At 56.2% G+C, this 19,227-nt stretch carries 16 protein-coding genes; 3 read left to right on the top strand and 13 right to left on the bottom strand.

The window, feature by feature from the left end; all coding sequences use genetic code 11:
- Window positions 1–53 precede the first annotated feature (53 nt).
- The 10 genes from mrdA to spoIID all read right to left on the bottom strand — a co-directional run bounded on the left by mrdA (window position 54) and on the right by spoIID (window position 9,647).
- Window positions 54–1,904, bottom strand: a complete 1,851-nt coding sequence (gene mrdA / locus GXX57_05110; protein ID HHV44027.1) for a penicillin-binding protein 2 — start codon at window positions 1,902–1,904, stop codon at window positions 54–56.
- Entirely contained in the window at window positions 1,901–2,404 is a 504-nt protein-coding gene (mreD, locus tag GXX57_05105) for a rod shape-determining protein MreD (GenBank protein ID HHV44026.1), read from the bottom strand. Before mreD ends, mrdA begins: the two co-directional genes overlap by 4 nt.
- Complete coding sequence (gene mreC, locus GXX57_05100) at window positions 2,401–3,231, bottom strand: rod shape-determining protein MreC (protein ID HHV44025.1); 831 nt, start codon at window positions 3,229–3,231, stop codon at window positions 2,401–2,403. Before mreC ends, mreD begins: the two co-directional genes overlap by 4 nt.
- Before the next feature lie 89 nt (window positions 3,232–3,320).
- On the bottom strand, window positions 3,321–4,343 hold the full coding sequence (locus GXX57_05095) for a rod shape-determining protein (GenBank protein HHV44024.1): 1,023 nt from the start codon (window positions 4,341–4,343) through the stop codon (window positions 3,321–3,323).
- A complete protein-coding gene (gene radC, locus GXX57_05090) occupies window positions 4,333–5,112 on the bottom strand; it encodes a DNA repair protein RadC (protein HHV44023.1) in 780 nt (259 codons plus the stop codon). Before radC ends, GXX57_05095 begins: the two co-directional genes overlap by 11 nt.
- A 16-nt stretch (window positions 5,113–5,128) precedes the next feature.
- Window positions 5,129–5,710, bottom strand: a complete 582-nt coding sequence (locus GXX57_05085) for a septum formation inhibitor Maf (protein ID HHV44022.1) — start codon at window positions 5,708–5,710, stop codon at window positions 5,129–5,131.
- Window positions 5,711–5,777: 67 nt separating this feature from the next.
- On the bottom strand, window positions 5,778–6,629 hold the full coding sequence (larE, locus tag GXX57_05080) for an ATP-dependent sacrificial sulfur transferase LarE (protein HHV44021.1): 852 nt from the start codon (window positions 6,627–6,629) through the stop codon (window positions 5,778–5,780).
- A gap of 22 nt (window positions 6,630–6,651) precedes the next feature.
- Window positions 6,652–7,563, bottom strand: coding sequence for a cysteine synthase A (gene cysK, locus GXX57_05075; protein ID HHV44020.1), 912 nt, complete (start codon window positions 7,561–7,563; stop codon window positions 6,652–6,654).
- Window positions 7,564–7,740: 177 nt separating this feature from the next.
- Window positions 7,741–8,664 (bottom strand): thioredoxin-disulfide reductase, encoded by a 924-nt coding sequence (trxB, locus tag GXX57_05070; GenBank protein ID HHV44019.1) that lies wholly within the window; start codon window positions 8,662–8,664, stop codon window positions 7,741–7,743.
- A gap of 50 nt (window positions 8,665–8,714) precedes the next feature.
- Window positions 8,715–9,647 carry a stage II sporulation protein D gene (spoIID, locus tag GXX57_05065; GenBank protein HHV44018.1) on the bottom strand — a complete coding sequence of 311 codons (933 nt, stop codon included), beginning with the start codon at window positions 9,645–9,647 and terminating at the stop codon, window positions 8,715–8,717.
- Between the two features lie 779 nt (window positions 9,648–10,426).
- Between spoIID and GXX57_05060 the strand changes: the two genes are divergently transcribed.
- The 3 genes from GXX57_05060 to GXX57_05050 all read left to right on the top strand — a co-directional run bounded on the left by GXX57_05060 (window position 10,427) and on the right by GXX57_05050 (window position 14,458).
- Window positions 10,427–12,169: an FAD-dependent oxidoreductase gene (locus GXX57_05060; protein HHV44017.1), complete on the top strand. Its 1,743-nt coding sequence runs from the start codon at window positions 10,427–10,429 to the stop codon at window positions 12,167–12,169.
- Between the two features lie 197 nt (window positions 12,170–12,366).
- Window positions 12,367–13,371: a 2-hydroxyglutaryl-CoA dehydratase gene (locus GXX57_05055; protein HHV44016.1), complete on the top strand. Its 1,005-nt coding sequence runs from the start codon at window positions 12,367–12,369 to the stop codon at window positions 13,369–13,371.
- Window positions 13,364–14,458: a CoA protein activase gene (locus GXX57_05050; protein ID HHV44015.1), complete on the top strand. Its 1,095-nt coding sequence runs from the start codon at window positions 13,364–13,366 to the stop codon at window positions 14,456–14,458. Before GXX57_05055 ends, GXX57_05050 begins: the two co-directional genes overlap by 8 nt.
- Before the next feature lie 43 nt (window positions 14,459–14,501).
- Here the strand turns inward: GXX57_05050 and GXX57_05045 are convergent, their stop codons facing one another.
- From GXX57_05045 to GXX57_05035, 3 genes are read right to left on the bottom strand one after another with little or no spacing between them, the layout of a single operon-like run.
- Window positions 14,502–14,993 carry an SPOR domain-containing protein gene (locus GXX57_05045; protein ID HHV44014.1) on the bottom strand — a complete coding sequence of 164 codons (492 nt, stop codon included), beginning with the start codon at window positions 14,991–14,993 and terminating at the stop codon, window positions 14,502–14,504.
- A gap of 60 nt (window positions 14,994–15,053) precedes the next feature.
- On the bottom strand, window positions 15,054–16,316 hold the full coding sequence (locus GXX57_05040; GenBank protein HHV44013.1) for a bifunctional folylpolyglutamate synthase/dihydrofolate synthase: 1,263 nt from the start codon (window positions 16,314–16,316) through the stop codon (window positions 15,054–15,056).
- 27 nt (window positions 16,317–16,343) lie between these two features.
- On the bottom strand, window positions 16,344–18,980 hold the full coding sequence (locus GXX57_05035; protein HHV44012.1) for a valine--tRNA ligase: 2,637 nt from the start codon (window positions 18,978–18,980) through the stop codon (window positions 16,344–16,346).
- Window positions 18,981–19,227: the final 247 nt, after the last annotated feature.

Below are 19,227 nucleotides of genomic sequence, written 5' to 3'. Positions count from 1 at the left end.
ACTGACAAGGTACGCTAGGACACTGGCAATTGACCGAAAACCGTCACCGCTACTCACTCTTCCGGCGGGGCTTCCCGTTCCAGAAGATACGCCTCCAGGATCCGCCGGGCCACAGGCGCGGCTTGGGCCCCGCTACCTCCGTGCTCAAGCAAAACGGCCACCACGATCTGCGGCGATGCCGCGGGGGCCCAGCCCACAAACCAGCCATGGGCAATGCCCCCGCTCACTTGGGTGGAACCGGTCTTCCCCGCCACGGTAATGGGAGAACCAGTAAACCGGGAGCGTGCCGTCCCCTCGGTGACCACCATCCGCAGTCCCCGCTGTACCGTTTCCCAGGTCTCCTCCCGGTAGGACAGTTCGGCAATCAATTTGGGTTCCCGCCGGTAAAGCACTTCTCCCGTGGGAGAGTGGATCTCTTTCACCAGAAACGGTTCATAGATCCTTCCCCTGGTGGCTAACCCCGCATAGGCCACCGCCATCTGCAAAGGAGTAACCAAAACAAACCCCTGTCCGATACTGAAATCCTCCGTTTCCGCCAACTGCCACCGGCGATCCCAGGGTTCCAGTTTGCTGAAATTGTCCCATTTCCATTGGGGGGTGGGGATGATCCCCGCTTTCTCCGCCGGAAAGAGATCAATCCCCGTGGGACGACCTAGATTAAACTGCTGGGCGTAACGGGCGATCCCCTCGGGTCCTAACAACGTACCGAAGTACCAGAAAAAGTCATTACAGGACTGGCTGAGGGCATCGGCCACAGTCAACAATCCGTGGCTCAAGCCATAGTCCCTGTAATACCAGCAGGTTTTACCCGTCTGACTGCGCCCGTCGGCAAACCACACATCCCCCGGACCTAGCAGTCTTTCTTCCAATACACCAACGGCCACAAAGGGCTTGAAGGACGAGCCAGGGGAATAAAGACCCCGGGTGGCCCGGTTTTCTTCGGCCGAGGGAGGGCCACTCATATAGGCCAGATACTCCTTGCTGACACCACCCACGAAGCGATTGGGATCGAAACTGGGATAGCTAGCCATGGCCAGGACCTCACCGGTGTGGGGATCGAGCACCACCACTGCCCCGGCCTGGGCCGCCTGGCCTTCATACTCCTCCTGGAGGGCAAGGAGTTGCTCCTCCAAGGCCGCCTCCGCCACCTGCTGTAACCAACGATCGATGGTCAGCACCAGATTATTGCCGGGCACCGGTTCCTGCCGGCCGATCTCCCGGGTGACGTGGCTGCGGACATCCACCTCCACTTGGGTGATGCCGTCTTTACCCCGTAGTTCCCGTTCGTACAAGGCTTCCAGACCACTGCGGCCAATAAGGTCCGTGGGGCGGTATCCCTCGCCCTGCCGTTCCCGCAGTTCTTCTTCGTTAATCACCGTCATGTAACCCAACACGTGGCTAGCCAAAGACCCATAGACGTACTCCCTAGCCGGCATCTCCTCCACAATGACGCCGGGCAAGTCCCACCGGTTCTCCTCCACCGCTAGCAAAGTGGCGGGAGAGACGTCCCGGATCAGGCGGATGGGCTCGTAGGGATAGGTGGCCCCCCGCTTAATCAAGTTCTCCACATCCTCCACGGTTTCTATACCACTATTGGGTTGTTGGGCCAGGATCTCGGTGAGTCTTTGCAGAACGGCTTCCCGGTCATCGGTAAGACCACCGGGCACAACAGAAATGGTAAAGGAACTCCGGGAACGGACCAACACTTCACCATGTCGGTCCAGAATAAGACCCCGGGGAGCAGTAATGGGCATGCGTCGGATGCGGTTCCGATCCGCAAGAAGCACATAATGTTCTTGTTCCAAGATCTGTAGCTGACTTAACCTAGCTATGATCACCACAAAGACGAAGACAAACAACAATCCTAAACCGATCAGGCGTTTCCGTAAAACCGCATCGTTCAACTGGCTTTCCCCCAAAAACCAGACCCACCACAGCTGTACAAACGATAGACTAACGGATAGATCAATACAGTGAGCACCCCATTGGCCACGGTGCTCAGGGCAACATTGCTCAAGAACCAAAGACCGGGTAAGTAGTGGGGGGCAAAGACGAATAACCAAAGGCTACTTAACCCATAGTACAAGAGGGTTCCCCCCAGACCAATGCAAACCACAAGGAACATCCGCTCGCGGAAGAAATGGGTCAGAAGCCGGCTGATAAAAAAACAGAGTAGAGCGTAGGTCACCACATGCATACCCAACAGGCGGCCACCCAAAAGATCCATCAACAGACCACTAATTCCCCCCAGCAAGACCGCATCCTTCGTCTCCAACAGCAACGCGGACACCAGCAGAACCACCAGCACCAAACTAACCCTGCCCCCGAAATTCCATCCAAACAGGGAAAACTCCAATACTATAGCAATTAGACTAGCCACGACGGCCCTGCCGGTTCTGGTCACTGCTCAGCCTCCACTTCCCAGGCCAGGACATAAACCAAATCCAAACGTTCCAAATCCGCCAAGGGCTCGGCAAACCCCAGAATAGGCATGTTGTACTCATCGAGGACCACAGAGGTGATTTGGCACAGGGGCAAATCGCTAGGAAACAGTCTGCTGTACCCCGAGGTTAACACCACATCCCCTTCCTCGATATCCATATGGCGATCCAAGGGTTTGACCTTAAGCCCTTGGGGTTTTTCCGGGTGTCCCCCTTCCACGAGGACTAAACCCCCGGTCCGCTGGATCCGTCCACCCACCGTTAGCTTGGGATCCACACACAATACCACTTGGGCCGTATGCCAAGTGGTACTCCACACCTTACCCACCACACGCCCGTATCTGTCGATCACAGGGTTACCAGGTTGCACGTTAGCCCTACTTCCCCGGTTGATAGTAATCTGACTCCACCACTCCTCGGGCACACGGGCGATCACTTCCGCCGCAAGGGTGGCCGGTTGCTCAACCAAAGGTAACTCCAGGGCTCCACGCAAAAACTCATTTTCCCGCACATAACGTTCCATGAAGGCCAACTGGCGTTTAAGCTCGGCATTTTCCTGCCGCAGCCTTTCATTCTCCTGCTGCAGTTCTTGGCGGGACCGCATCCCCTCAACAAAACCCGTAGAAGCTGTTCTGACAGAATGGATTAGATTGGAAAAAGGCGCCGCGACTTCTCGCAGCATCTTCTCCAAAAAGCCCTGATCCTGCCGCAAGTCTGCGGTAAGGTACATGGCCAGCCCGCAGAGCACGACCGCTGCAATCACAATTATCTTACCTAAATGTTGTTGCATCCCGCCACACCCATTGCTCGCCTACTGAAAAACCCAGATCCCGTTCACCCAAGGACATCCACTAGCGGTTTCTTTATTCCCACGCCAAGCTAAGCACCTAGGCGACTGCGTCCAATCTCCACCTGTTCCAGGAGTGAATAATGCTCCAAGGCGAGGCCAGTCCCAATGGCCACCGCGCACAAGGGATCATCGGGTACATGCACCGGCATACGGGTTTCATCGGAGATAAGCTTGTCCAATCCCTTCAGGAGGGACCCGCCCCCCACCATGATGATTCCCTTGTCCATGATATCCGCCGCCAACTCTGGTGGTGTGCGCTCTAAGGTTACCCGCACCGCATCCACAATTGCCCCCACCGGTTCCGCCAGGGCTTCCCGGATCTCTTCGGAACTAACCACCACATTCTTAGGCAGGCCCGTCACCAAATCCCGGCCCCGCACGTCCATGGACTGCTCCTCACCGGGCATGGGGTAGGTGTTACCAATGGTATGCTTAATCTCCTCCGCGGTCCGTTCACCGATCAAAAGATTGTAGGTCCGGCGGACGTACTGGATAATCGCCTCATCCATCTCATCACCGGCCACGCGGATGGAGCGATGGGCCACTATACCTCCCAGGGAGATCACCGCGACCTCAGTGGTCCCCCCGCCAATGTCCACGACCATGTTTCCCGTAGGCTCCTGTACCGGCAGCCCTGCACCGATGGCAGCGGCCATAGGCTCCTCAATGAGCCGGGCTTCTCTGGCTCCGGCGGAACGGGCGGCATCAATGACCGCACGTTTTTCCACTTCCGTCACACCACTGGGCACCGCCACCAACACCCGGGGCCTAAACAACGAAAAGCCCTTAGTGGCCTTCCGAATAAAATGTGCCAACATCCGCTCCGTCACTTCAAAATCGGCGATAACACCATCTTCCATCGGCCGCACCGCGATAATGCTCCCTGGAGTGCGCCCCACCATGTTTTTGGCTTCGCGGCCTACGGCCAATACCTGATTGGTCTGCCGGTTCAGCGCCACCATGGAGGGCTCCTGGATCACCACACCCTTGCCCTTGATATACACCAGGGTATTGGCGGTTCCCAGGTCGATTCCCACGTCCTTACCAAACATTCTCCACAGCCCCCTTCGGACTACGCAACGCTTCCTCTTCCCGTAAACTACAATACTTGCGACCACCGATTACAATATGATCTTCAATCTGTATCCCCAAGATCTCCCCTGCTTGGACCAAGCGCCTTGTCAGCGACAGGTCCTCCGTACTAGGCGTCGGATCGCCACTGGGATGGTTGTGGGCGAGAATAATCGCGCTGGCCCCTGCCTTAATGGGTTCTTTGAACAATTCCCTGGGATGAACCAATACCGCATCGATGCTGCCAATAGATACCGTACGGATGCCAATGACTGCCCGCCTGCTGTTTAGCATCACCACATAGAAGTATTCCTTGTCCAGATCGGACATCATCTCCACCAGCAGCTCAGCCACGTCCTGCGGCCCGGTGATCACACGCTGGTGGCAGTCTTTGCTCTCGATCCGCGCCCGCTTCGCCAGCACAAAAGCAGCGCGCAAAACCGCGGCCTTGGCCTGACCGATTCCCTTCACCCTTCTAAGTTCATCGAAACTTGCATCCATCAAGCCGGCTAAGCTCGAGAAAACCACTAACAGTCGATCTGCAAGGTCTAAAGCAGATTCTTCCTTCGTACCGGTCCCCAATAATATGGCCAGCAACTCCCGATTCGATAGGGAGGCTTCCCCCAATTCGGCCAGCTTCTCCCTGGGCCGTTCCGACAACGGCAAGTCTTTGATCTTCAGTCTCGTCCTTGTTCTAGGCACGAAATCTCCCCCTGGCAAAGACCAGCAGGAGTGGGAGTTCCCGGACATCCCTATTATACTGAAACTAGCTTAGAACGTACACACCAAATTTCCGCAGCATCCGGCCTAACTTGGCCAGAGGTAGTCCTACAACGTTGAAATAGCATCCGTTGATCCGTTCAACGAGAAATGCCCCTTTTCCTTGGATTCCATAGGCACCGGCCTTATCCATGGGTTCGCCGGTGTCCACGTAAGCTTCGATCTCGCTGGTGCAAAGCTGACAGAAGCAGACACCGGTCTTCTCATAGTCGGTAAGGCATTGATTGGTGTCCTTCCGAACGATGGCTACCCCGGTGATGACGTTGTGCCACTTGCCCTGTAATGTACGCAGCATGTTGATGGCATCCTCTCGATCCTTGGGCTTCCCCAGAATCTGTTCGCCAAAGACCACCAGGGTGTCAGCGGCGATCACGATGGCATCGGGAAACTTCTCCGCCACGGATTTCGCCTTAGCCAATGCGATCTCCTGGGCAATCTGGTACGAAGAGTCCCCCACCACCGCCTCTTCGTCCACTCCCTCGGGCATCACCACCTCGAAGGGTAACCCCAAATGCTCCATGAGACATCTCCGTCGCGCTGAACTGGACGCTAAAATCAATCGTTGCATCTTGAAAGGTTCACTCCAATCTGCCTAGACATGACTACACTAACAGTTATTCACCACTGACACACAATTATCCTGTTTCCGCTCCGATTTCGTGCTTCAATCCCACGTTCAAGCTGCCGGTCCGATACCCCGCAAGATCCATCGTTACGTAGGTGAATCCTAGGTTTACAAACTCCCGGACAACGTCGTCAGCAATTTCTACCAAGCGGGAAAAATCCGCGGGCAACACCTCAATCCGCGCCACTTCCTGGTGATACCGAACCCGCAGCTGCTCAAATCCCCGCCTTCTTAGGTAGTCTTCCGCTAAAGCCAGCTGCTCTAGTCGTTTTGGAGTGACCTCAATCCCGTAGGGAATCCGCGACGCGAGACAAGCATAGGCCGGCTTCTGCCAGGTGGGCAAACCCAAATGTCGGGATAGGGTCCGGATCTCGCCTTTGGTCAGGCCAACCTCCTGCAGGGGACTGATGATCCCCAGTTCCTTTGCCGCCCGCATCCCCGGCCGATAATCCCCCAGATCGTCCTGGTTGCTGCCGTCCACCACGTGGGGAAAACCGGCAGCCTGTGCCACTTTCAGCAATTCTTGCCCCAGATGCCGCTTGCAATGGTAGCAACGATCCGGGGGGTTAGAGACAAACTGCGGGATCTGGCAAAGATCCAGTTGAACCTTCCGCCAGGGCACCCCCAAGTCCCTGGCCAGTTGGGCCGCTTCCTGCTCCTCCCAGGGCGGGTGCACCAAAGATGCAATGGTCACCGCCAATACCCGCTCCCCCAGCACCTCCTTGGCTACCGCCAACAGAAAAGTACTGTCGGTGCCTCCGGAAAAGGCCACCACCGCTCCACCCAGTTCTGCTAACCTTTGCTCGAGGCGTGCCCACTTTTCCTGAAGCTGCTTAGGCACCCTTCGGTCATCCCGCAGCATACTCATCCCCCCAACGGACCCGTTAGAATAGGCTCAGGTAACGGTTACCGTGATCCGGCAGGACCACCACCACTTTCTTCCCAGGGGCCAACCCTTTGGCCACTTGGATTGCCGCATGGACCGCCGCTCCCGAGGAAAGACCCGCCAGGATCCCCTCCTGCTGGGCCAGGGCCTTGCAGGCTACCCTCGCCTCTTCTTCGGTCACGGTAATGATCTCATCCAACAGACTGACATCCAGGATCTTAGGGACAAAGCCGGCCCCGATCCCTTGCAGACCATGGGGGCCCGGTTCTCCACCTGATAGTACCGGGGAAGCAGCAGGTTCCACCGCTATGACCCGGATCTCCGGATTCCGGGCCTTTAAGTACCGTCCCACCCCGGTGATGGTGCCCCCCGTACCCACACCAGCCACAAAGGCGGCAATGTCCCCGCGCATCTCGGCATAGATCTCCGGTCCGGTGGTAATCTCATGAATCCGGGAATTAGCCGGATTTTCAAATTGCTGGGGCATGAAGTAGTCTGGATTCTCCGCAATGAGTTCTTCAGCCTTCTGGATAGCCCCACGCATTCCTAAAGCCCCCGGGGTAAGGACCAGTTCGGCCCCATAGGCCCGGAGCAGGTCCCGCCGTTCTTGGCTCATGGTCTCGGGCATGGTGAGAATTAACCGATACCCCCGGGCCGCGGCCACCATCGCCAAGCCGATCCCCGTATTGCCACTGGTGGGTTCCACGATGGTACCGTTGGGTTTCAGCTTACCCTTCTCCTCGGCATCCAAGACCATAGCCCAGGCGGCCCGATCTTTGACGCTGCCAGAAGGGTTCAAACCTTCCACCTTGGCCCAGATTTCCGCGCCCGCGGCAACTCCGATGCGCTGAAGTTTCACCAAGGGCGTCTTTCCAATGCAATCAATGATACTCTTCTGCACTGCTGCCACAGATATAGCCAGCAACTTGGCTACTCTGCTCCCCCCTCTCTTTTTTGTCTAGATCCTGTGGGGATCTATATTGATATGATTCTACCACACTTGGCTGCGGGAGAGGAGGAAATTTTACTGACAAGGGCAGATATTTTTCAGGATAGGAAAATAAGGAAAACGGGCCCTCCCGGCCCGTTAGAAGTTCTGTTCGATATAACGGCTGGCCGCCATGGCCGCGATGGCTCCGTCGGCGGTGGCAGTCACCACTTGTCGCAGGCCCTTCTGTCGCACATCCCCTGCGGCAAAGATCCCGGGGACACTGGTCTGGCAGGTCTCCCCGTCCGCGATGATGTAGCCGTTTTCATCGATGGTAACTAGATCAGCCACAAGGCCACTGTTGGGGTTCTGTCCAATATAGATGAACACCCCGGCGGCTTCCAGGTAACTGATCTCCTGGGTAACCACATCCCGGAGCCGGACCCGTTCCACCATGTCGCCACCTTCAATGGCCTCCACCACCGAGTTCAGCTGGAAAAACAACCTTTCTTGCTTCTTGGCCAGCTCCTGGACTATGTGGGTAGCCCGAAAATGCTGACGGCGGTGCACAATGGTGACCTTGCTGCCGTAGCGGCAGAGAAAAATCCCTTCCTCCAGGGCGGAGTCACCCCCACCCACCACCACAATGGGCTTGTCCCTGAAAAAGGCTCCATCGCAAGTGGCACAATAGGAAACACCACGGCCGGCGAATTCTTCTTCACCGGGTACCCCCAGTTTGCGGGGCGAGGAGCCTGTGGCCACAATTAAGGCCTTTCCCAAGTAGGTACCGCTCAGGCCCTGAAGTTGCTTCAGCTTTCCATCTAACGTAACACTGCTAATCTGGTCATACCCAATCTGACAACCGAAGCGGCGGGCCTGTGCCTCCATCAGTTCGCTCAGCTGTCGTCCGCCGATGGGTTCCACAAAGCCCGGATAGTTTTCCACTTCCGAGGTATTAAACAGCTGACTGCCGCCAGCATTGTCGAGTATTAGCGCCTTCAGGCCGGCCCGGGCCGCATACAACCCCGCGGTAAGGCCCGCCGGACCTCCTCCAACAATTACCACATCCCAAAGCTCCTGCATCGTCTTCGAGGCTTCCTTCCCGAAAGCCTTTAGATGCCTCCCTTCTGCGGCTAGTATTCTACAAGGGTAGTTCCGGGGTAATAATGGGACAAGATCTCCCGATAGCTCCACCCTTGCCGGGCAAAGCCATCGGCCCCGTACTGAGACATCCCCACCCCATGGCCGTAACCCCGCACGGAAAACACTAGTTCCGTCGCGGTTTGGCTCACCGTAAACCAAGTGGAACGCAACCCCAGAATCTCACGAAATCTGCGTCCGGTCAAGGTCACACCATTGACCGAAAGTTCACGGACCCGCCCCGAAGGGTAACGCTGGGTCACCACCACGGTAAGCGGTGCCTGGAGAGAAACACCCAAGGCTTTGGATAACTCCACCTGCACCTGGGCGATGGACCGTCGTTCTTCGTGTTCAAACCAGGGGGAGTGTTCCTCATAGGGACTTTCCACACTGACCAGGTATGGCAGGTCGGTAACCCAGTAGTTGCCCGAGTTTTCGGTACGGCCGCCACTGGTGGAGTGATAGGCGGGCAAGATGTATTCCCCCTGGTAGACCAGAACCTCCCCTGCGGTGGCCTGGACGGCCTCCTTGATCTTTCGCCAGTAACGCCAGTAGTTCCACACACCCCACCGCTGCTTCAGTTCCTCGGAGGAATACCAGGCCTGATCTACCCGATGATCACTGGATAGTTGGGCCTGGGGATGCTCCGTAAGCCGGCGTCCCTGGGCCAGCATGCGCACCGCATAGGTTCTTGCCGCCACCGCCTGGGCCTTGAGGGCCTCGGGATGAAAGGAGGCGGGCATCTCGGCAGCCACCACCCCGGCCACATATTCCTCCAGGTCCAGTTGCAAAAGTTTACCCTCCGCGGCCCACCACAGATGCACCAAGGGACCCACCTTCGGTGCCGGACGCCAGAGGCAACGGTACACCCCCAAGCAAAGTCCCAACAAGAACAAAAGCAGCAACCACCGGACCTTCTTCCCCATGGACTCACTTCCCGCCTAATCTATTTTCTGAAATAGATTATTCGGCAGGCTGAGCCAATATGTCTGGGGATGTACACTACCCTAATATTCTACCATTTCCTAGTATGTCCTGCCTTGGGGATTCCTAGACTAGGGACAGCACACCAGCGAAAGGGAAGACAAGGTGGGTTTCCGGTTGGTAAGCAGGATCAAAGGTGCCTCTGGGGATAATCTTCTTCCAGGGTGACCGAAGGAATCAAAAGACCCCTCACCGAAGGAAAGGGCATGGGAAGAATATCTATCATATCCTTTTCGTGCACGGATGCCCGCTTTCGCATCAAACAAGACCGATCATTGCCGGGGGTGCCTTGTCGATATGCATTCCCCAGTTCCTTCATCTCCCAACAATTGGATCCACCGAGGACACATGAAACCATCGTAGAAGTATGCTATGAGGTCCGGTGGACCGGGTGAGGACCCTTTGGAGAATCCGCAGCACCCTTTGGTCAAAACTGGAAAGTGGGAGTATTTCCCCTCCCGTAGGACACATACACACCATTGAAGGGCCCTCCGCTGGACTAGGCACCCCTTGGTGTTGCTAGTCTAAACACAGCCTCGGGAAAGGCTGCATCGCTGCGGGGACCGTAACCCCCGGGTTCTTGTCACTAGGGGGTAATTGAGATATGATAGGGGCAAGACCGAAGTAGATAGGTTTTCCATGTATCGAATACGAGGTCACAACCGGTGATCGTCGGAAGGGAGGCCAATGGACTGCTCCTGGGAGCAGTCCAGCCACGAGCATGAGAAAATTGCACCATCAAACCGATATTTGTATCGTCGGCGGAGGGATTTCCGGCATGGCGGCCGCCATCGCCGCGGCCAGAACCGGCGCCCAGGTAATACTTATCCACGACCGACCGGTTCTAGGAGGCAATGCCTCTTCGGAAATCCGGATGCATATCTGTGGCGCCGACCGCCATGGCAGCATCCCATACGTGCGGGAAACGGGCATCCTCGAGGAAATCCGTCTGGAGAATGCCTACAAGAATCCCCAGGGCAGTTACTCCGAGTGGGACCGGGTCCTGTGGGAAACCGTCTGGCAGGAGCCTAATATAAAACTACTGCTTAACTGCTCCTGCTACGATGCACTAACGGAGAACAACGTAATTAAGAGGGTGACTGCCTGGCAGCTTACCACCGAGACCCAGCATACGGTGGAAGCCACGATCTTCCTGGATTGCAGCGGAGACGGTATCCTCGCCCCCTTGAGTGGAGCTGAGTTTCGCCTGGGCCGGGAAGCACGCTCGGAATTCAACGAGTCCCTAGCGCCCGAAAAGGCCGACTCCCAGACCATGGGCTGCACCTGTCTTTTCCTAGCAAAAAGGTACGACACCCCGCAGCCCTTCACCCCGCCCCAGTGGGCCTATAAATACCCCACGGAAGAAAGCATGGGGGTAGCCCGCGGCCATATGTCCTACGGCAAGGATCACTGGATGGGTTATTGGTGGATCGAGGTGGGAGGCGAAGACCATCCCATCTACGATTTTGAGGAGATGCGGGATGAACTTCTGAAAATGGTCTACGGCGTCTGGGATCACATCAAGAACCATGGGGATCATGGGGCCGAAAACTTCGCCCTGGAATGGGTCCAGTTCCTCCCTGGCAAACGGGAGTCCCGACGGCTCATTGGCGATCATCTCCTCACCCAAGGGGACATCGAAGCCGAAGGGAAATTCCCGGATATTGTGGCCTACGGCGGATGGACCATGGATGATCATACCCCCGGAGGCTTCCGCAGACCTGACTTGGTGCCCACCCACTGGCATCAAGCCCCTTCCCCCTATGGGATTCCCTATCGGTGCCTGTATTCCAAGAACATCATTAACCTAGGCTTTGCGGGTCGGAACATCAGCGCCACCCACATCGCCATGTCCTCCACCCGGGTAATGGGGACCTGTGCGGTCATGGGGCAAGCCATTGGTACCGCCGCAGCCTTGGCCATTAAGTACAACTGCACCCTGCGGGAGATCGGGCAAAACAGAATCAAGGAACTGCAGCAGATCCTGCTGGAGGACGATTGCTACCTACCCTGGCACAAACGGGAGATCAACGAGCTGACTCGACAGGCCACCCTCGCTGCTGCGGTGGGCGATCCGGAGCCCCTACGGGACGGAATCGACCGACCCGTGGGCAATGATCACCACTGCTGGGTAGGAAATATTAACGATGCCATCACCTACACCTTTGCCCAACCCCAACTGGTCAAGCGGGCCCGTTTCGTCTTTGACACGGGGCTGGAGCGTTCCTTCTCCTTCAGCTGGCTGGAGGGTAAGACTCCCCCACCGCTGCCCCCAGAATTGGTGTCGGACTTTGTGGTGGAGGCCCTCATTGATGGTGAGTGGCGAAAGATTAAGACGGTGGCAGACAACTACCAACGGCTGGTTTATGTGGACCTGAACGTAAAGGCGGAGGGCATCCGCTTCATCCCCAAGAAGACACGGGGTGTGGAGCAAGTTAAACTATACGGCTTCACCCTGGAGTAGTGAGGGTAGGGTTACATCCCTAGGGCTAGACCCTAGGGATGTAATTTTTTGTCCTAGACTCCACCGGTCTAGGGACTTGGGGATACGGGGCAACACGATCTGGTTCTTGCGATTAATTGACTTATTTTCCTTGTTGTGATTATAATTTCTCTCGGAGTAATGCAATCTTGTCATCTGTCTGCCTGGAGGGTAAACCGATGCCTGACGTAACTGTAGGTATACCGCGCGGGCTTTTTTTCTATACCTTCTATCCCCTGTGGAAAGCCTTTTTCCAAGAGCTAGGAGCCAAAGTACTGGTCTCTCCGCCCACCACCAAAAAGATCCTCGATGCGGGGGTAGAAGAGACGGTAACCGACGCGTGTATTCCCATCAAGGTATATCACGGCCACGCGAAGTTTCTGCGGGACAAGGTGGATTATCTGTTCATCCCCCGGATGGTCAATTACCGAGGTAAGCAGACCTTCTGTCCCAAGTTTCTTGGCCTACCGGACATGGTCCGCTATTCCATACCCAATCTACCACCGGTCATCAGTCCCCGGGTGGCCATTCGGGGCAGCAAGCGACGGCTCTTCCAGGCCTTTCACGAAACGGGAATCTATTTCACCGATGATCAAAGACTAATCAAAAGGGCTGGCCAAAGGGCTCTGGAAGCCCATCGGGCCTATCTTGAGTTGCTTTCCCAGGGAGTATCGGTACCAGAGGCCCTACGAACCATCGATGGCCGACCGACAAAGCAAAGACCAGTCCCCCACCCCAATCCCTTGAGACTTGCGGTCTTGGGTTACCCCTATGTAATCAATGACGGGTATACCAGCATGGATCTGGTGAACCATCTGGCTGATTGTGGCGTGCAGTACTTCACCTTTGAAAATCTGTCCTTGGAAGAGATACACAGGGGCAAGTACTGGGACAGTAAGGATGTCTTCTGGTATTTCAGCCACACCATTCTCAAGACTGCCTCATACATCTTCCAAGGCCACAGACCCGTAGACGGCATCATCCATGTCACCGCCTTCGGTTGCGGTCCCGATTTCCTCGTGAACCGCCTGTTGGAGGGAGAGGCCAAGAAACATGATCTACCCTTCCTCACCCTAACCATCGACGAACAGTCAGGTCAAAGTGGCGTTTTGACCCGCTTGGAGGCCTTCTGCGACATGGTTCGCCGCCGTCAACGTCAAAGGGAGGGTACTACCAGTGCGTAAAGTGAGTTTCCCCAGTATGGGTACCTCGTCAATTGTCTTCCGCGATCTGATGGAGGCCTTGGGCAACGAAGTGGTGTTTCCGCCAAAACCCACGGAAAAAACCCTGAGCCTGGGTACTAGATACGCCCCGGAATTCGCCTGTGTCCCCTACAAGATCGTCTTGGGCACATATCTGGAAGTCCTTGAGAAGGGCGCCGACACCCTGGTGACCAGCGGCGGCTGCGGTCCCTGCCGGGCCGGCTTGTACGGCAATCTGCACGAAGTGATCCTAAAGGATCTGGGCTACGACTTCGAAATGATCATCTTTGAACTTCCCCGGTTCGGCTGGAAAAGATTCTTTCACAACATTCGGGTCCTCAACGGAAAGAGGCTGTCTTTACCCCGGTTGCTACCGGTGATCCGGACATGCTGGACCAAGCTGGTGGCGTTAGACGCCCTTGAGAAGCTTTCCCATTACGTGCGGCCCCGGGAGCTAAACAAGGGAGAGACCACCCGGGTGTATCGACAATGTGTGGCGGCCTTGGACAAGGCCCGCACCCTTCAGGAGGTCCGGGAAGCAAGAAGAGCCGGCGAAGCCAAACTTCGCAGCATTCCCCAGGACCCCACCCGAAAACCCCTACGGGTGGGGCTGGTGGGAGAGATCTATGTTCTGATCGAACCCTTTGCGAATCTGGATATCGAACAGACCCTAGGAGAGCTAGGCGTGGAAGTGCATCGCTCCATCTACCTCAGTGGCTGGGTCGTGGATAATACCGTCACCGACACCCTTGGTCAAGTTGGTGGGTTGGAGATCAAACGGGCCGCGGCACCGTACCTACCGGAAATGGTCGGCGGTCACGGCCAGGACTCCATCGGAAATACGATCATCTATGCCCATAGGGGCTTTGACGGTGTAGTTCAGCTTTCCCCCTTCACTTGCATACCGGAGATCGTGGCCAAGAGCATCCTGCCCCAGGTCAGTAAAGATTACAACATCCCTGTCCTCAGTGTGGCCTGTGACGAACTTACAGGTAAAGCAGGCTTACAAACCAGGCTGGAAGCCTTTGTGGACTTGATGGAGAGAAAAAGGCGCAGGCAAGCTTCCTAAAGCCCCTGCGCCAGAGTCTACGTTCTGATTAACTTGTCCTCCGTCACTGGACAATGAAGGCATCGTTATATCCTTGGGCCTTCAACTCCTGTAACAATTTCTCAGCATTGTCCCGTTGGGAGAAGGCTCCCACCTGCACCCGGTAGGGTTCGGGAGTGACGTATACTTCGTAACCCGAGGCCCGCAACCGGTTGGCTAATTGCTCTGCGTTCTCCCTATGCCGGAAGGACCCCACCTGCACCCGGTACAACGTCGTCTCCGTGGTGGTGCTGGTAGTGGAAGGGGTACTGGTCACCGCTGGTGAGGTCGATGCAGAAAGCGAGCCGCTGGGGGGAGATTCCGATGAAGCCTCGTCCAGGGCACCTGCGATGCTTTGTGAGTCAAAGGCAATGGTCGGTGTACTGGGCGCAAGCAAATCCATCAACCACTGGCCAATGAGAAATCCGATAAAAATCGCACAGGCTCCCACCGCAATCAGCAGCATGGCAAAACCAAGTTTACCGGAACCATCATTTTTCTTCTTGTCTGTAGCCATAAAAACCAGACCCTCTCTTCACTGGCGTTCCACTCGCCTAATCATTCGTCAACGGGCTAACTAATTCCTGCTCAGCAGAGGGCGCAGTTCCCGGACCAAGTACAGGGATCCGCAGATACAAAGCACCTCATCCCCCGCCACCATGTTCAAAGCCTCCGACAGGGCCACCGCCGGATCCGGATAGGCATAAACCTCATCCAGATACCTCCGGGCCAGGCTCTTCAGTTCAGCGGCCGGAATGGATGCACTCCGGCCTTTGGTTGGTTCGGTAAATATGGCTTTTGTGCCTAAGGGCAACAGCGTCTTAAGGATAGCATTTGCTTCTTTATCTTCCATCATACCCATAAGAAAGGTAATTTTCCGTTCAGGTAACAAAGCAGATAAAGCCGCCCTGAGCGCCTGGGCACCATCCAAATTGTGGGCCCCATCCAATAGCACCAGGGGATCAGTCCCCATCACTTCCAACCGCCCAGGCCACCGCACCCGCCCCAAGCTTTGGAGCACCGGCTCCCAATGAAAGGCCTCGCCCAGGAACAACTTGCTGGCGGTAATGGCGGCACAGGCATTGATCACCTGATGTTGCCCCAACAGACTCAAGTGGATCCTCTGGCCCTGAAAGGTAAACACAGTACCTGCCAAGGATACTTCCTCCACTGTCCACGCGGAAGCATCAAGCTCCTCCACATGACAGCCCCGCTCCTCGGCCACCGCCAGGATCGTATTCCTTGCTCCTTCCCTTTGGGGGGTTAATACCACCGGCACGCCCGGTTTAATGATCCCCGCCTTCTCGAAGGCGATCTCTTCAATGGTCTTCCCCAGGACCTCCTGGTGATCTAGGTCCACATGGGTGATAACGCAAACCGCGGGCTGCACTACATTGGTGGCATCGAACCGCCCCCCCATTCCCACCTCCACCACCGCACAGTCCACTTCCTCCTGGGCAAAGTACCGAAGGGCCAAGGCGGTACAGACCTCAAATTCCGTGGGGTGATCCGCCATCCCTGTGGCCAGGGGACGCAGCTCCTCCACCAAAGCATCAAGGGCCCCAGAGGGAATCGGTACACCCTGCACCGTGATCCTTTCATTGAAGGATTCAATATGGGGAGAAATGTACAGACCTGTTTTCAGACCATGGGCCGCAAGAATATCCGCGGTCATCCGGGCGGTGGAACCCTTGCCGTTGGTCCCCGCAATATGGATGACCGGAAAGTTGCGCTGGGGGTTGTCCAGGGCCTGGCAAAGCTCCTGGATACGTGAAAGGCCCGGTTTGGAACCAAACCGGGCTAAACTCTCCAAGTATGCCTGTCCTTGTGAAAAATCCACTTTCCTTCGATCCTTTCCCTGGGAGACTTACGCCAAAGCTTTCAGGCTTTCCTCGATCTTGGCCTTCTCCTCCAGATAAGCCTGTAGCTTCGCCCGTTCCTTTTCCACCACTTCCGGCGGGGCCTTGGCCAGGAAACCTTCATTGCTCAGCTTGGCCTCACAACGCTTGATCTCCTGCTCACTATTGGCCAGTTCCTTCTCCAACCGCTTCCGCTCCGCCTCCAGATCCACCAGGCCTTCCAAGGGTAGGTAGATCTCCACACCAGAGGCAACGGCGAAGATGGCCTGTTCCGGTTTTTCCCCCGTGGCGGGACCAATCTCCAATTCCCCAAGTCCCGCTAAAGATTCCACGTACAACCGGTTTTCCTCTAAGATCTCCCGCGGGCGGCCGTCGGCAAACACCAGGGCCTTAATCCTACGACTGGGTGGCACCTGTTTCTCACTGCGGACGTTACGGATGCTGCGGACCACATCCATCAGCACGGCCATATCTCCTTCGGCCTGCGGGTCTAACATCCTCTCCTGGGCCAAAGGCCAAGCAGCCCGCACGATGGTCTCACCGGTGCCGGGCAGCGCTTGCCACAGCGCCTCGGTGATAAAGGGCATGAAGGGATGGAGCAGCCGTAAGGTACCATCCAAAACCGTCCACAACACCCACTGGGTGGTATACTTCACTTCAGCACCGAATTTCCCAGACAGGTATGGCTTCGAGATCTCCACATACCAATCACAAAGCTCGTTCCAAGTAAACTCATATATGGCTCTACTGGCTTCGGCCAAATCGTATTCGCTCAGATAGTTAGTAACCCGTTCCACCGTTCGCTGGTAACGGCTAAGAATCCAGCGATCCCCAAGGCTAAAGTCCGTGGGGGTAGCCGCGGGCACAAAGCCATCGAGATTCATTAGGGCAAAGCGGGTGGCGTTCCACACCTTGTTGGCGAAATTGCGGCTGGCCTCCACCTGCTCGGGATAGTAACGCATATCGTTGCCCAGGGAACCGCCCCGCACCAGGGTAAACCGCAGGGCATCGGCACCGTACTCTTCGATCACTTCCAAGGGGTCCACACCGTTGCCCAGGGACTTGCTCATCTTCCGCCCTTGGCTATCCCGCACTAAACCGTGAATCAAGACTTCACTAAAGGGCGGTTTACCGGTAAACTCCATGCCCATCACGATCATCCGGGCCACCCAGAAGAAGATAATGTCAAAGCCGGTAACCAACAAGGAAGTGGGATAGTAACGTTCTAGATCCTTGGTCGCATCGGGCCAGCCCATGGTCGAGAAGGGCCACAGTGCCGAGGAGAACCAGGTGTCGAGTACATCGGGATCCTGGGTCAACCGGTCACTATTGCACTTGGGACAATGGGTGGGATCCACTTTGCTGACGATGGTTTCCCCGCAGTTATCGCAATACCAAACGGGAATGCGATGTCCCCACCACAGTTGCCGGGAAATACACCAATCCCGGATATTCTCCATCCAATTCAAGTACAGCTTCGTGAACCGCTCCGGTATAAAGCGCACCTGGCCGTTTTTCACCACTTCAATGGCCGGTTCCGCCAAGGGCTTCATCTTCACAAACCACTGCTCGGAAATGAGGGGTTCCACCACCGAATCGCAACGGTAACAGTGCCCCACCGCATGCATGTGGTCTTCAATTTTCTCCAAAAGCCCCGCGGCCTTAAGATCCTCCACCACCCGTTTACGACACTCTTCCCGGGTGAGGCCCGCATACCGACCGGCCTCTTTGGTCATCACGCCGTCCTCGCCAATAACCTGAATCTGGGGCAGGTTGTGTCGCTCGCCCATGGCATAGTCATTAGGATCATGGGCCGGGGTGACCTTCACCAACCCGGTTCCAAACTCGGGACTGACGAAACTATCGGCGATCACCGGAATGGTCCGGTCCGTCAAGGGTAGGCGCAGGGTTTTACCCACTAGATCCTTGTAGCGATCATCCTCGGGATTCACCGCCACCGCCGTATCCCCCAACATGGTCTCCGGCCGGGTGGTGGCGACAGTAATATATCCATCGCCATCGGCGAAGGGATAGCGGATATAGTACAGCTTGCCAGGGGATTCGATATGCTCCACTTCCACATCGGACAGGGCGGTGTTACACTCCACGCACCAGTTAATCAAGTAATGGCCGCGGTAGATCAACCCCTTCTCGTAGAGGGAAACGAATACCTCCCGCACCGCCCGGGAGCAACCTTCGTCAAGGGTAAACCGTTCCCTAGACCAGTCACAAGAAGCACCAAGACGCTTCAGCTGATTGATAATCGTATTTCCGTACTTCTCCTTCCAGTCCCACACCCGCTTCAGGAAGGCCTCCCGCCCGAGATCATGCCGGGTGAGCCCCTCCTTGCGCAATTCTTCCTCCACACGTATTTGGGTCGCAATGCCGGCGTGATCCGTCCCCGGCAGCCAGAGGGTGTTATATCCTTGCATGCGCCGCCAGCGGGTAATGATATCCTGCAGGGTGTTGTCCAAAGCATGTCCCATGTGCAGTTGGCCAGTTACGTTGGGAGGTGGTATGACAATCGAGAAGACAGGCCCTTCTTTGGCGTTATCCGCGTAGAAGTGATTGCCCTCCAACCAATAGTTATACCACTTCTCTTCCATCCCTTTAGGATTATACACTTTCTCAAGATTCGTACCCATCGACCAGAACCTCCCAAGTACTCTCGGCAACCCTTTGTCCGTTAAATATCATCGTAATTATACTATGCATTATTTCGCAAAATCAAGCAACCGATACCAAGGGCCCTTGCTGGCCACCACACTTCTCAGATTCTACCCGTGATCCCGGATCATCTGCCCTTTGGAAAAGACCGGGCCTGTCCGGTCATCACCTGGTCCGGGGGTTGTTCACCCTGGGACAAAAACCACCCCTGGGTCAGAGCATCGC

The sequence above is a fragment of the Bacillota bacterium genome (genome assembly GCA_012839765.1).
GTDB lineage: Bacteria > Bacillota > Limnochordia > DUMW01 > DUMW01 > DUMW01.
The sequence above is the reverse complement of the archived record's forward strand: the minus strand, read 5'-3'. Positions and strand labels throughout refer to the sequence as shown.